General features: G+C 43.2%; 10 protein-coding genes. 5 read left to right on the forward strand and 5 right to left on the reverse strand.

Features of this window, described 5'->3' with window-relative positions:
• Nucleotides 1–205: 205 nt before the first annotated feature.
• The gene (locus L2703_RS04925; protein WP_248970015.1) at nucleotides 206–1,828 is read left to right on the forward strand and encodes a methyl-accepting chemotaxis protein; all 1,623 of its coding nucleotides are present in this window, start codon (nucleotides 206–208) and stop codon (nucleotides 1,826–1,828) included.
• Between the two features lie 802 nt (nucleotides 1,829–2,630).
• Nucleotides 2,631–3,677, forward strand: coding sequence for a GGDEF domain-containing protein (locus tag L2703_RS04930; protein ID WP_248970016.1), 1,047 nt, complete (start codon nucleotides 2,631–2,633; stop codon nucleotides 3,675–3,677).
• A 103-nt stretch (nucleotides 3,678–3,780) separates the two neighbouring features.
• Here L2703_RS04930 and L2703_RS04935 read toward each other — a convergent pair whose 3' ends face one another.
• On the reverse strand, nucleotides 3,781–6,249 hold the full coding sequence (locus tag L2703_RS04935; protein ID WP_248970017.1) for an alpha/beta hydrolase family protein: 2,469 nt from the start codon (nucleotides 6,247–6,249) through the stop codon (nucleotides 3,781–3,783).
• Nucleotides 6,250–6,346: 97 nt separating this feature from the next.
• Entirely contained in the window at nucleotides 6,347–7,033 is a 687-nt protein-coding gene (locus L2703_RS04940; RefSeq protein ID WP_248970018.1) for a DUF6933 domain-containing protein, read from the reverse strand.
• A 180-nt stretch (nucleotides 7,034–7,213) separates the two neighbouring features.
• Between L2703_RS04940 and L2703_RS04945 the strand changes: the two genes are divergently transcribed.
• Complete coding sequence (locus tag L2703_RS04945) at nucleotides 7,214–8,623, forward strand: MBL fold metallo-hydrolase RNA specificity domain-containing protein (protein WP_248970019.1); 1,410 nt, start codon at nucleotides 7,214–7,216, stop codon at nucleotides 8,621–8,623.
• Between the two features lie 44 nt (nucleotides 8,624–8,667).
• On the opposite strand, the gene L2703_RS04950 is transcribed toward L2703_RS04945, so the two are convergent.
• A complete protein-coding gene (locus tag L2703_RS04950) occupies nucleotides 8,668–10,713 on the reverse strand; it encodes a TonB-dependent receptor plug domain-containing protein (RefSeq protein WP_248970020.1) in 2,046 nt (681 codons plus the stop codon).
• Between the two features lie 37 nt (nucleotides 10,714–10,750).
• Between L2703_RS04950 and L2703_RS04955 the strand changes: the two genes are divergently transcribed.
• Together L2703_RS04955 and L2703_RS04960 are read left to right on the forward strand one after the other, a co-directional pair.
• Nucleotides 10,751–11,179 carry a Cd(II)/Pb(II)-responsive transcriptional regulator gene (locus L2703_RS04955; protein ID WP_248970021.1) on the forward strand — a complete coding sequence of 143 codons (429 nt, stop codon included), beginning with the start codon at nucleotides 10,751–10,753 and terminating at the stop codon, nucleotides 11,177–11,179.
• Nucleotides 11,180–11,455: 276 nt separating this feature from the next.
• Nucleotides 11,456–11,677, forward strand: a complete 222-nt coding sequence (locus L2703_RS04960; RefSeq protein WP_248970022.1) for a DUF2375 family protein — start codon at nucleotides 11,456–11,458, stop codon at nucleotides 11,675–11,677.
• A gap of 167 nt (nucleotides 11,678–11,844) precedes the next feature.
• On the opposite strand, the gene L2703_RS04965 is transcribed toward L2703_RS04960, so the two are convergent.
• Together L2703_RS04965 and L2703_RS04970 are read right to left on the reverse strand one after the other, a co-directional pair.
• Complete coding sequence (locus tag L2703_RS04965; protein ID WP_248970023.1) at nucleotides 11,845–12,240, reverse strand: MerC domain-containing protein; 396 nt, start codon at nucleotides 12,238–12,240, stop codon at nucleotides 11,845–11,847.
• Between the two features lie 297 nt (nucleotides 12,241–12,537).
• On the reverse strand, nucleotides 12,538–14,586 hold the full coding sequence (locus L2703_RS04970) for a TonB-dependent receptor (protein ID WP_248970024.1): 2,049 nt from the start codon (nucleotides 14,584–14,586) through the stop codon (nucleotides 12,538–12,540).
• Nucleotides 14,587–14,645: the final 59 nt, after the last annotated feature.

A 14,645-nucleotide genomic window follows, 5' to 3' on the forward strand; every position in this document is an offset into this window, starting at 1 on the left:
AATCACACTTAATTAAAGTATTACCATCACCAACCGATAACAAATTACACTTTACATTACTGATGATAAATACCGAATCGTTGGCCCTATCATTTAGCGTAAACGACGATAACTTAACCGTTATTGCTGGCAAAAAGACCGCAGTAAACTATGTTTATTGTTGATGTACTAGCATACGGTTTTAAACACAACATAGAGGGTGACAATGAGAAATATCAAAATTGGCAAATTATTGTTATTGGGTTTTTCAATACCCGTGATGGCAATTATTGGATTAATGTTATTGTCACTTTCACAAATGAACACCATTAACCAGCAATCTACAGAAATATCAAGCAATTGGCTTCCTTCGGTGCAGCTTATTGAACGCATTAATACGCAAACGGCCGATCTTCGTAACGACGAAGCCGTGCATATCATTTCAACAGATGCACAAACCATTGCGCAGGTAACAAATCAAATAAATAAAAAGAAGCAAATCATCGACAAAACCATCAGCGATTACAAAATACTCATATCAAGCCCACAGGAGCAGGCGCTTGTTGATGAATTTGATGAGCTTTATCAGCAATACCTCGCCATTCAAACTGATTTACTTAGGCTATCTGAAAACAATAACAATGATGAAGCAAAAGCCATGTTTCTTGGCAAGTCGCTAGCGGCTTACAGTAAATATTCAGACACACTGATCAAGTTGTCAGAGTTAAACGAAAAAGGCGCGATTACAGCCAGTGAGTATGGCGATGTCATTTACAATCGATCTATGACCATCATGATGGTCAGCGTGGGGGTTGTGGCCATCATTATTGTATTTATGGCATTGCGGATCTCCAGTCTTCTCGTTAATTCAATCACGGTAATTCAACATGCCATGATCAGAATGTCGCAAGGTGACTTAAGCGTACGTATTGATAATCAAGGTGAAAATGAACTCGGGGTACTGTCAGACTGTTTAAACAAAACATCTGAACAATTTGCAAAATTAACGCAACAGTTGATTACCGTCGCAGACGCAGTCGACAGCTCGTCACAAACACTGGCCTCTACCATGGAGCAAGCAGACAGCAACTCACAACATATGCTGATGCAAGTTGAACAAGTTGCAACGGCAGTCAATGAAATGTCGAGCACAGCAATGGACATCAGCCGCAATGCCACAGAAGCGGAGTCATCAGCCATTGAAGCTAACCAAAGTGTCGATAAAGGCCATCACGCATTACTAGAATCGAATAAAATATCGGATAAAATCAATCACTCAATAAAAGAGTCAACTGAGATTGTTAATCAGTTAAAAAGTTATTCGAACGAAATTGGTGCAGTCATAGAAGTCATCAACGGTATTTCAGAACAAACCAACCTATTAGCGCTTAATGCCGCAATCGAAGCGGCACGAGCAGGTGAACAAGGCCGAGGTTTTGCCGTTGTGGCAGATGAAGTCAGAACATTAGCTGGTAAAACCCAAACCTCCACCATTAATATTCAAGAAATCATCACTAAACTGCAAAATCAAGCATCTAAAGCCGATGAATACATGCAATCAAATGCATACTTAATTGACGAAGCCCAAAAAATTGCTCAAGAAGTTCGAGACTCATTCTCAGACATTGCCCTATCGGTTTCTAAAATCTCAGAAATGAACTCTTTAGTCGCAACCGCTTCTACTGAGCAATCAAGTGTTACGGACGATATTTCTAAAAATATTACTCAAATGGTCGACATGGTAAATCAAAATGTTGAGGGTATAAGCCACAGTTCTAAAGCCAGTATTGATTTATCTAAGCAGTCTTCAAATCAGAAAAAAGTGCTTTCGTTTTTTACCATTAACTAGTTAACCTGAGCTCGGGATAATAAATGCCTTTCAAACAGTCCTTTGCCCTGCTCACTGTGTTGAATCGACTTACAATAGGCTAGCTATTGACGCGTCAATTCGCCTTGTTAGCAGAACAAATGACAAGCTTGAAAGTGAGAATGGGTAACATGTTGATTTTAAATAGTATAAGATCATCCCTTATCCCGAGATCAGGTTAGTTAATTTGTAGAATAAAACTCAAAACGCGAAGGCTATCATGATTGCCCTTCGCGTTTTTGTGGTTTGTTTGGGCTAATACCACTTAGCACCACACACTCAGCAATACCAAAAACACATCACCGTTATTCTGATAACTCGATTGCACCAAAACCGACTACTAACACGTACATACAACCTGTTGTTGCCTGCAAAACTCCCTTTTTAAAGCGAAGCAATCACAGGAGCAATATGAACAGGGTAAGCCATTATTTATTCACCAAAGTCCATGGATATTTAGATAAAACTGATTTAATGTAGTGAGCAATGTTTATACAATAGTATTAACCGCAACTCATCAAGGGTTGAATGCTCATAAAGTTTTGCATATAAACCATTGTAAAATAACAGCATATATTCCAGTACAACAAAAATACAGAATACCATATTGATTAGTGCGTTTTTTACAGTCATATTGTACTTTTATGTTAGTATCTTTACCCAAAGCAGCTTTACAATAACCTGAATATATTCAGTCAATGGCAGTATTTTTCAGTAATAAGAGTGAGTTAAGGTACATTATTTATTCACAACCTAAATTCACCGAAATGAAAGGATTCAATCATTGCTCGAACGCATCAAAAAATATCGCACCAGCAACGGTGAGCTTGAACAAGCTAGAGTGATATCGCTCTTTTCACTGGTTGGCATGTCAATCACTTTCTTGATGGGGTTCATTGGCCTATTTGGCGACAATACCACGCTAACCGTCGTATTGTTTGTCGCGAGTTTTGTTTATCTGCTGGCGTTTCTCTTCATTAAGCGGTTTGACATAACAGTCAGTGCAAGCATTATCATTTACTCACTGTATTTATTGATGTTTTATCTGATATTTAGCGGTGGAGTCTCGCAAACCGGTCCGTTGTGGATCTTCATTGTTGCTCCCGTCTCGGTGTATGTTTTGGGCTTACGTCAAGGCGTGATTAATTTATCCGTTTTCCTCTGTACCATCTGCATTATTATGTTTTTACCCCAGCAGTGGGTAGCGCATGCTCAATACACTAATGAGTTTAAAGTGAGACTTTTTATCTCATTTTTGACCTTATCATTTTTGTCTGCCCTTTATGAATATTCAAGAATGCTGGCATTCAAAAACGCCATCGAAATCAGCAAGCAATATCAACAACTTGCCATGCGTGATCCTCTGACCAAACTGGCTAATAGACGTAATGCAGCCGCCATTTTAGAACAAGAAAAGGCCAGATTGCAGCGCAACAATGAACCACTATCAGTATTGTTATGCGATTTGGACCATTTCAAAGCCGTTAACGACAAATACGGTCACAATGCCGGTGATATGGTACTTACCGAGTTATCGGCTTTATTTACAGAACAGGTGAGAAAACAAGATTGTGTTGCGCGCTGGGGTGGTGAAGAATTTTTAATTATCTTACCGCAAACATCATCTGAACAGGCACGCATCATTGCAGAAAAAATCCGTAACAGTGTGGCGCAGCACACAGTCAACTTTTTAGATCACAACATTCATATTACTATCAGTATTGGTATTTCACAGCTCAGTGAAGATCAAAGCATCGACGAGCTGATCAATACCGCTGACAAATGTTTATATCAAGCTAAAACCTTAGGCCGCAACCGAGTTTATCCTTAGCAATATTGAGTTACCCATCATAACTTCGATGTTTAAATGCCTATTTTTTCGATAAAAAAGCCCCAAATGTTGGGGCTAATTTCTATTCGGTGGATATACCCGATTATTGCTTTGCCGTCTCAGGATAAAGGCTGTTCCACCATTGCGGCTCATTTTTGAGCTTCATATCAAACCAGGCCATGGTGGTGTTCCACCAGTCAAAGCGAGCTTGGCGGGTGTTGATATGATGATCCTGGTCGTTAAACTCCACCAACTCCACTTCTTTACCCAATAACTTAAGCGCGGTGTACATGTAATGGCTTTCACCTACTGGCACGTTGGTGTCGGCATTACCGTGAATGAGTAATAACGGTGTGGTGATTTTATCAGCTTGATAAAGCGGGCTTTGCTCAACATAAAGCGCTTGGTTATTCCACGGGAAACTTCCACGGCTCGCAACACCTGAATAGCCATAACCCCACCAACCATGCCCCCAATACGAAGACAAATTACTGATCCCTGCATGCGACATTGACGCGGCAAAAATATCGGTTTGTGTGGCCAAGTACATGGTCATAAAGCCGCCATAAGACGCGCCCATATTCCCCACACGTTTGCCATCAACTGATGGGTAGGCATTTAAGAAAGCTTTAGTGCCAGCAATAATATCGTCTGCGCTGTACTTGCCCCAGGCATTCACATGGCGACCACTAAAGGCCTGACCATAACCAGTTGCGCCATTAGGCTGTAACACATACACCACATACCCCTGAGCAGCCCACAAGTTAAATGGCCAGCGGCCAGTAAAGTGACGCCCTACCGGCGAGGTACCGCCGTAATAGTAAACCAGTGCTGGGTACTTTTTGTTGGCATCATAATCGGTTGGCAGGTACACGCGGCCGTCGATGTTATGGCCATGCTGATTAGTAAAATCAAAATCTTCAATCTTACCTAAACGCGTATTGGCATAACGTTGCTGTTGGCTGTCAAATAACACCTGCTTACGGCTTGAATTAAGCGACATGCTATACGCTTTTTGTGGCACGGTGGCCGAGGTGCCTGCAACCACCAGCAGTGGGGTTGATAGCTTGGTAGCCACACTAAAGCCATCTACCATATCAACCCCGGTATCGACCTTACTAAAACGCTTTTGGCTTTTATCAAATAAATATAACGGTGAGCGATCGCCTTCGGTAACCGTTAGCAGTAGATCACCATTTTCAAGCTTGGTCATACTGCCAATGGCTGGATCAAAGTTTTTGCTTAATGCGCTCACATTGCCCTTAGTATCTCGCCAATATAACTGACCGTCGTAATCATTGACTTCAATGCTCGTGTCTTGCATACCAAGGCCACCCATAAAGCGCGGGCCTGCTGTGATATACATGCCATCATCGGCATACAAGGCACCGCTAAAACTGCGGTACTCGCCAATCAAAGTCTCACTTAAATCACTCAGCTTAAGCTCTATAAGCTGAGTGATGCCATGAGCGGGTTGCTTGTAATCGACAGGTGAGCGAGTGAGCAACAAGGTGCCTTTATTGGCGTTGCTGTCTAACAGTGAACTGGTGATGCTGTTGTCAGTAAGTTGGCGGATCAAACCGGAGGCGACATCGACTTGATAAAGTTGACTGTTATTACGCCAATAGCTCCAGCGGTCTTCCAATGCTTGGAAACGCTTAGAAGTGGCTTTGTCATCGGCTTTAAAAGGCTTTTCCCAGCTAAACAGTAAGCTGTCGCCAAACCACTGTAAGCCCGACACATTATCAAGCTCAGTCGCGATAACATCGACGCTTAAGTCAGCCACATTCAATAATTGAATTTGCTTATTCGCTACAAACGCGAGTTGTTTTGAATCATCTGACCATACCGCACTGCCAGGGCGGCTCTCTTGCCAGCGATACATTACGCTGTTGTCTGGCAGTTTACGCAGCTCTGTCACCTGAATAGGCTTATCGCCCTGGGCGGCTTGGTATTCTATGGTTGATTGCAGTAAATACTTGCCATTAGGCGACAGGGTTAAGTTATTGATGACTTTTGAGTCAAAAAGCTGCTCGGCTGATACGCGCTGCATTTTTTGTGCAGCAAAATCAAGCTCATCCTCATCGCTTTTGCCTTGCCAATCAAGACTAAAAGACACGTCTTTTTGCGCGCCATCTGCGAGTAATATCAGTTGATGATCGCCATTAGCGAGTGCAAGCTCAACCTTGTCCGCTGATTTGACAAGCTGGCCATTGAGATACACTTGCGGGTTTTCAAGGCCTTTGACTGTTAACGTGCCTTGAGTAAATCGCTTTGTTGCAACCGGTAATTGATAGGCTAACCACCCCTCACCTTCTGCTTTGGCAGTCGCAGCTTGCCACGAAAACGTTTGGTTAAATAGCTTAACCTTATCGCCCCGCTGCACTTGGCTAAGCTTAGCCACTAGATTGGCGCGCAAGGCATCGGCCTGAGCACTTTTAGATAACGCTGTAGCAGAAACTTGTGTTACCGGGCCAATACGTTGAATGTATTTTGCGTCAATGTCGACGCCAAATGCCATGCCTGAAACTGCCATGGCTAAACTGGTAAACACCAGAGAAAAAGCTTTCATTACACGTCCTTTTTGTTTGTAAAAACCAGCTTGTATTAAATCAATTTTAATAGGCCAGTTAATTATTTTTAGTGGATTATTAATCAAATAACTGTGTCTATTTTCTATAATCGCTGAGGTAAACCAGGTTAGTGGTGTCTACCGGGCCGTCTTCAATATCAAGATCTTGTAACCAGCTATCGATAAACACATCATTAGCAAAAAAGTGGCTACGGCGCCCTTTTGCATTTCGAGGGAATTTACCCATAAAGACGCTAAAATCAATAAACTCGTTGGGCATGACTAACATTCCATCTTCATAACATTGTTGCTCTAGATGCCAGGCAACCTCGTTTAAATGCCCTTGCACGCTGCGATCGCCTCGCGGATGAAATGCACAGGTCGTAAATTTATCGTGATATTGTGCAATTGCTAAATCAGTCTCGACACTGTCCACGCCTTTTTTATTGGCTAAAAACATAAAGTTCGACACCATCATTTTCTCGAACATATTGAGAAAATCGATTTCATCCCCCTTTTTTGTCGCCAAAAAAATCAAGCAATAACGGCTAACATAATCCATCACTAATAAGTATTTTTTGCGTTTAACGGTGACACAGTGCACCACCCAATGCCATTGAGTGCCATCGTGTTCTTGTGGTTCAACATCTAAGGGAAAAACAGGCGCAGCGACTGACTCTGCAATGGTTTTATGCGGTGCAGCTTTTAGGCAAGACAACACTTCGCCTTTGCGAGTGACACTAAAAAATTCTGCAGCCACTTTGGTACAGTTAAACACTAACATCAGCAATCCATCGAACATAAGCCAGAAATTAAGCTGATTATATCAACAACAGGATAATAACGACCACAATACACAAGGGATTACCTCAAAATCGTCAACTTAGTTTGTAAGCGCTTGTTATCGCTAAATCACTACTCTACTGCTAAGTTAACGAGGGACTCATTCAATTAAAGGATTACTATGCAGATTATTCACCATGGCGCAGTTAATGGGGTAACGGGCTCTTGTCATCAGCTCGATATCAACCCGCAACTGCCAAGCAGTTACCTTATAGATTGTGGGTTATTTCAAGGAGCGGAAACCGCTGGTAAAAACTCGGCATCTCAACTGCAAATAGACTTTCCAATCGACAATATTAAAGGGTTAATCGTCACCCATTGTCATATCGATCATGTTGGGCGGATCCCTTATTTATTAGCCGCAGGCTTTAACCAGCCCATTTATGCCACTACGGCAACCGCTGCATTATTGCCTTTAGTGATTGAAGATGCATTAAAAGTGGGCGTGACTCGCGATCAAAAACTTATTCAGGCCTGCTTAAACCAGCTCAGTAAACTCATTGTGGCAATAGACTATCACCAATGGATTGCACTGCCTGTCAATCTCAGTAGCAATAGGGCTCAGCCGGTTAATCAAGTGAAGCTTAAATTTAAACCCGCGGGGCATATTTTAGGCTCGGCCTATGTTGAGCTTGACCTTAAAGGGCCAAATTATAAACACAGAGTGGTTTTTTCAGGTGACTTAGGCGCAACCTACGCCCCATTACTGGCAAGCCCCAAAAGCCCTTACCGAGCCGATACCTTAGTGATTGAGTCAACCTACGGTGATAAAAACCATCAAGGCCGTAAAGAGCGCAGTAAACAGCTCAAAGAGATTATTGAAAAAGCGGTTAAGGATAATGGCGTTGTGCTCATCCCAGCTTTCAGCATTGGCCGTACACAAGAGTTGTTATACGAGTTTGAGCACATTATTTATCGCAACAAGTACAACCCCATGTGGCAACATATCGACATTATTGTCGACTCACCTATGGCGGCAAACTTTACTCAACAGTATCGTGCATTTAAGGCGTTGTGGGACAAAGAGGCCAAGCAAAAACTGAAACAAGGCCGTCATCCGTTAGATTTTGAACAGCTCACCACTATTGACAGCCATCAGGATCATCTAGCAGTTATCAACTATCTAGACTCGGTCAATAAACCCGCCATCATCATTGCCGCATCGGGCATGTGCACCGGCGGGCGTATTAGCAATTACCTTAGCCGCTTTTTACCCAAAGCCACCACAGACGTATTATTTGTCGGCTATCAAGCCCAAGGCACCACAGGCCGAGACATACAACAATATGGCCCACAAGGCGGCTATGTGTATATTGATGAGCAGCGCATTGACATTAAGGCGGTTATCCACACTATTAGCGGCTACTCTGCCCACGCTGATCAACACAACCTCATCAATTTTGTCAAACGCATGCACCACAAACCAACACATATTCGTATTGTTCATGGCGATGCTGAGGCTAAACAAGCGTTAGCCTCAGCCTATCAAGCATTGTTACCTATGGCTGAGATTGAAATAGGTAAAACTTAAATGTCCCAACAGCAGTCAATCACTGTTCAGTAGTGAAAGACAACTTAGCCAAACTTAACTCTGACGCCAGCGTTAGCAATAAAGCCATCGTTACGCGACCAAATGTCAGTGGTCCATTGTCCGCTCGGCGCGCGGCTAGGCAGTAGCATTGGGTGCTCATCCGTTTGCTTTATATCGAGTAGGTTTTCTAAATTAATAAACCAACTGACTCTGCCCACGGTAATCTCACCCATTAAGCCTAAATGCCAATAGGGGTTGGTTTCGTCAATATAAGGATTATCATTTACGCGCTGCGTGCCAGTGTAGTAGGCCTCAAAACCGGCTCTAAAATTACCATGCTGCTCCCACATTGCTACAAAACCTGCAGAATGACGTGGAGTGAGTGCAATATCTCGTCGCCCTGCGCCTTCAGGGTCCTCTTCACTGGCATCTAAATACAAGTAACTTGCCGTGAGTTTTACGTCGCCTAAATAGTAACGCAGCAACACTTCAGAGCCACGAATTTGGCTTTCACTTGGTGCATTCACCAATCTCACTGCATCGAGGCTGCCGTTGTTGTTGGCTGAAAATGCCTCTAGCGTGGTGACGTTATCCACATTAGAGCCAAATAACGTCAAACTGGTTTCGGCATCGTCAAATACATAGGTAAAATCAAGTGACGCCGTTTTAGCCTGTTCTTCTTTTAACCCCTCAATTGGCGCGAGCCTTGACAACCCCGCAGCCTCAATCTCTTCAACAAACGGTGTGGGGGCAAAGTAACCTTCGCCATAAGAGCCTCTTATGGTTAATTCATTTGGGCGATAAAGCACTGACACTCTTGGGCTAAATTGCGTACCGTATTCGCTGTGATCGTCAATACGCGCACTGTAAGACGTAGTGATTTGATCGGTTAACTCATAATCAAGCTGGGCAAACGCGCCAGGGACGTCGTAAGAGTAATCAAACTCAGGGAAAGTATCTGAGCGAAAGACTTCAGATTGATACGCTAAACCAACCACCCAATCACTGTTATCGGTGTAACCTGCAACGCTGTTCTCAAATAAATAACTCTCATGGGTATCTTCTTCAATATCAGTACCATAAACATGCACATGATCTTGCACCATCGCCGAGCCGCGTGTGGTCATGGTTAGGCTGTCTAATAACGGCATGGTAAACACTAAGCCACCATCAAGCCTTTCTGAGTCTTGTGATTGCTCAAATGTTGTGCCATCGGCTACCGTATTATCACCAAGCGTCCCGCCTGTGCGATTTTCGGTCATATAGCCACTGGTAACATACAATGTTTGTCCCGCGTCACCTTCCCAAAATACACGAGGACGCACGGTATAACGCTCATACCCCGCCAGATCTATCCAGCCATCGTCGTCAACATCTTGCTCATCTTGATAATGGGCGCCTGCAGTCATTGAGCCTTTTACATTATCGCTCAGCGGCGACTCCACATAGGTGGTCACATCCTGCCCGTTCTGTGTGGTTGCATTCACTAACACTTCGCCATTTAACTCATCACCTGGCGTGCGAGACACAAGGTTAATCACGCCGCCAAGCGCAGAACCACCATAAAGCGATGAAGCAGAACCTTTAATAATTTCAACACGTTTTAAATCTGTTGGTGGCACTTGCAATAACCCAATCGATGCAGCCTGGTTACCATATAGCGGTAAACCATCAGCCAATAATTGGGTATAGCGGCCGTACAAACCTTGTAAGCGAATATTGGCACTGCCCAGCGCAGGAGATGTGGTTTGTAATCGCACCCCGCCCGTTTCAGCCACCAGCATCGAGATATTGCCTGGACGCATCGCGGCTTTCTCTTCAATTTCTTCGCGATTAACCACCTCAACACGGATCGGTTGCTCATCGACAATCCGCCCAGAGCGCGTTGCCTGTATCACAATGGTTTCCATTTCTTCTTCGTGTTCATGATCATCTTCATGCCCCTGCTCATGATGATCAGCATGATGTTCATCATGAGATCCCAAAGCGTGTTGCTCTAGGTTAACCGAATGCGCCTCATCACTTGCGTGACTCAGCCCCATAAGCCCAAGCGACAGCATTAACGATGCCGTAGCAGAATAACGAAACATATAACGTCCTTATAACAACAGAGGAACTAGAAATGATATGATTGAGCTTAAAGGTTACAGTCACTGGAAGGTCAAGTTGAAAATAAGTGAATTAGCATCGATAGCTCAGGTTTCGGTAAAAACCATCCGATATTATGAACAAATTGGTTTGTTATCGACCCCCATTCGCGCCAGCAATGGTTATCGTCACTACCAAGAAAAAGATATCGAGACATTGGTGTTTATAAGGCGCTGCAGAGAATTAAACATCGGACTTGACGACATTAAGCGCCTAGTTGATACACAACAAGACCCAAAGTCATCGTGTACCTTAGTCGATAATATCATTGCCGAGCAACTGGCACGTATACAACAAACCCAGCGAGAACTGGCATTACTAGAGCAATCGCTTGCGGCACTGGCGTCCTGTTGCCAAAGCCAGCAAATACAAGATTGTAATATTTTACAGACGCTAAAATCGTCATAACAAGGCAAATTAATGTGCCAATAGCTTACCTATTGCCACTTAATTCAACGCAGTAACAAAGATTAAGGGCTGTTTGAAACACGTTTATTATCTTAAGTTTAGGCTTTACTGAGTGCACTTAAACGACTATGATCCCGCCAGCAAGCTGTTGCGCATAATGTACTGTTTACGCTCTCATTTAGTAGCGCATTAAATCATGCTAACCATGCTCGTTTTAATCTACTTTTACACATTAAATAGGATCATCTGTCGCCAAGACACTGTATGGATACCATTATGACAACACAGACAATCACAGTACTTTACTACCCTGCAGAACTTGCCATTAAGCCGCTAGCCGAAGTGTTATACGATCTCGAAGTGGGCGTTAACGGCCGTGTGATCATTCCGATGGAATATAAAGAAGATAAAATTATCGTCGCGGTATTTAAAGGTGAAGTCGAACTGTTAAACGCATTAGGCGACAGGGTTGCCTCAGAGTTTAATGACGTTGCTTAAATTCTGCCGTCACTTGCGTTAAAACAGATTAACTCAGGTTGTTTGGGTATACATCAAATCGATTCAAATTTAACACTCGCCAAGGTACATAAATGCGGTATTTTTACGGATAAAATGCCCCGCAAACGACTCAATCTTGGCACCTGTCACAAATTACCCTGCCCTATCTAATTCGACCTGCTATTGGTGTATTTGTAATTCAGAAAATGTCCAAACGCGATGAATATTGAACCTAACAGCGTAGCTAAACGCTCACCAAGTTCACCTAATCCATCGTGCCCCAACATGGCAGATAACATCAGTATTGTCAGCCCCACCAGGCCCAAAAAGGCAACAAGCAAGCTTCGGTGTTGCTTAACGCCAAGTGAAAGTGAAATCAAACTCAGTGGCACCACTAACCATAACAGCAACACATGAAACAACTCCTGCCCGAGTATGGTTTGCCCTAATGCAGGGAAAATAACCAACATGAGGGGTAAGCTGAGACAATGAACCGCACACATAGCCGATACCGAGATGGCATATTTATCTAAAAAAGGCGTGATTTCGGGTAGTTTGTACATATTGATGTGGTCATTAAACAAGATTGCAGTTATGTTATAACGTATCTTAAATGATGTCTATTACTCTGTTGCCAAGACTCCAAGGATTGGTAGCTTCACATTATACCATTGCGCATTAATAAGTGACCACTGTGAATGCGTCCAGCGGTGTTTGCTTAAGGCGTCGCTATGTCGTCATGGTTGTTCCCTTTCAAATAGCGAGAACGTAAAGTAAAAGCGGCTGGGGTATTACTTTGTGGCGAGTGTTAAAAGCCAGTTCCGAAAAACTGGCTTTGTCATATGTAGTGCTATACACACTTAAAATTGATAGGTCACAGTCGCACCAATATTACGAGGGTCAATAATAGCAGCATACCCTGTAGGGTAACGACCTGATGCCGGCTCGATACTGGTAATGCCTTGTTCATCAAATACGTTATTGATATAGGCACTCACACGCCATAACTCATTTTGATAATCAACATTGACACGACTCATTACATAATCACCTGCCACACGGGATTCGGTATTATCAATGTCACCAAAATATTCACTGACATAATTACCCGATAAACCAAAGCTAAACTCATCGGTTAACCAGTATTTTAATCCCAAGTTAGCGGTGAAGTTAGGCGCTGAATTGAGTTCATTACCTTCAATATCGCCATAATTTACGTCTGCTTTTTTTATCTCACTTTTAAGCCAACCCACACCAGATACTAGCTGTAAATCATCTGTCAGCATACTGGTTAACTCGCCCTCAAGACCATAAGTGACGGCTTTTTCTACATTGGTGATACGGCGTAAACTATTAGAGGCTTGATAGTCATCGTAGTCATTATAAAACAGGTTAATGTTCAGGTTGATGTCGCCGTCATTAAAACTGCTGCGTGAGGTTAACTCGTAGGTGTATACCGATTCTTGATCATAGTAATAGTATTCTTGTGCGGTAAAGTCTAACGCTCCTCCACCTGAGTTATAACCGCGACGCACACTGGCGCCAAAGGTGGTGGTATCAGAAAACAGATGCTGTAGTACAACTTTAGGTAAAAAAATTGATTCACTATTATCTAAAGTTTCAATAATCGGTAAATAAGTAAAGTTGCGCGTTTGCTCCTCTCGCATAAATCGGCCACCAGCAGTCAGGCGCCATTTAGGGATAAATTCATAGGTGAATTCACCGTATACCGATCTCGATGTTGTTGTGTCATCACCAAAGTATTCAGAACTGCCCTGGCTGTCAAAATCTTGATCACGCTGAAAAAAGGCTAAACCGATAAAACCATTTACACTGGGATTATTTAAACCAAACGTGTACTTACCGTCCACAGTCCAACTTTCATCGGCCATGTTGACCGTTTGTTCGGCTGTCGCAGTGGCTTCGTAAGAATCAAATCCCCAGTCATAATCCATGTAACCCACAATCAGGTCCAAAGATTGGCTTTCGTCGATTTTGTATTCTAAGTTCACCGAGTGCGTGTTGGATTTAGTGGTAACGTAACGATTAAAAATTTGTTCAAAATCCCATGGGTCGCCACCAGAAAAATACTTACGTCCAGAGTTACCCAACTCTTCATTAGATGAGAAACTGTACTTTGCCGAAAACCCCTCTAATGCACTTGGCTGCCATAATAACTTGCCACGCCAGCGATTAGTCACCAACTCATTTTGGTCAAAATGACTCGGGTTAGTGTCATAGTCAACCTGGTTAGTATAAGTCTCACCATCCACTTTTTGCCCTGTTAGCCTAAACGCCAATTCATCGTCTAAAATTGGACCCGATAGCATCACAGCGGTGTCGATAAATTGATCTTGGTCGCGATAGCCAACTCGCGCAGCACCTTCCCAGTCAAACGTGGGATCTTCCGTCTTAATAAATACGGTTCCACCAATGCTGTTACGGCCATTAATGGTCGATTGAGGACCACGGTACACTTCTATTTGCTGAATATCCCACAATCCGGTGTCGCCACTTAAGTCGGCAACAAATGGCTCTGCAACGCCATCAACAAGAGTCGATACCCTTGCCCGTGCACCACCAGAAAACGAGTTAAACCCCGTTGCGCTACCATTGCCACTTACACCACGAATATCAGGCACCGCGCCCGATAACACCACGATATTAGGCACTTCAGCAAGAGCACTGGAAATGGATTGATATTGCCCACTGTCTATTGAGTCTTTATCAATCACCGAAATAGAAGAGGTACTGTCTTTAAGGCTACGTTCTATTTTCTCACCGTACACAGTGATCACTTCTAAATCCTCTGCCTTTTCGTTATCGACAACCTCATTTGCAAAAGTAAACAATGGTGTGGCTAACAGTGCGGTAGTAAGAAGATGAAACTTGAATCTGCGAGCGTTCATATACTGCGTTTCCTTGCATAACTAAATCATATGAGTGAATTTCAATCGCCAATAATTTA

Source organism: Shewanella basaltis (assembly GCF_023283885.1).
GTDB lineage: Bacteria > Pseudomonadota > Gammaproteobacteria > Enterobacterales > Shewanellaceae > Shewanella > Shewanella basaltis.

Coding starts and splice junctions, on each gene's coding strand:
- L2703_RS04970 (WP_248970024.1), bottom strand. CDS start 14,586: ATGAACGCTCGCAGATTCAAGTTTCATCTTCTTACTACCGCACTGTTA.
- L2703_RS04955 (WP_248970021.1), top strand. CDS start 10,751: ATGATTGAGCTTAAAGGTTACAGTCACTGGAAGGTCAAGTTGAAAATA.
- L2703_RS04965 (WP_248970023.1), bottom strand. CDS start 12,240: ATGTACAAACTACCCGAAATCACGCCTTTTTTAGATAAATATGCCATC.
- L2703_RS04960 (WP_248970022.1), top strand. CDS start 11,456: ATGACAACACAGACAATCACAGTACTTTACTACCCTGCAGAACTTGCC.
- L2703_RS04945 (WP_248970019.1), top strand. CDS start 7,214: ATGCAGATTATTCACCATGGCGCAGTTAATGGGGTAACGGGCTCTTGT.
- L2703_RS04950 (WP_248970020.1), bottom strand. CDS start 10,713: ATGTTTCGTTATTCTGCTACGGCATCGTTAATGCTGTCGCTTGGGCTT.
- L2703_RS04925 (WP_248970015.1), top strand. CDS start 206: ATGAGAAATATCAAAATTGGCAAATTATTGTTATTGGGTTTTTCAATA.
- L2703_RS04940 (WP_248970018.1), bottom strand. CDS start 7,033: ATGTTAGTGTTTAACTGTACCAAAGTGGCTGCAGAATTTTTTAGTGTC.
- L2703_RS04935 (WP_248970017.1), bottom strand. CDS start 6,249: ATGAAAGCTTTTTCTCTGGTGTTTACCAGTTTAGCCATGGCAGTTTCA.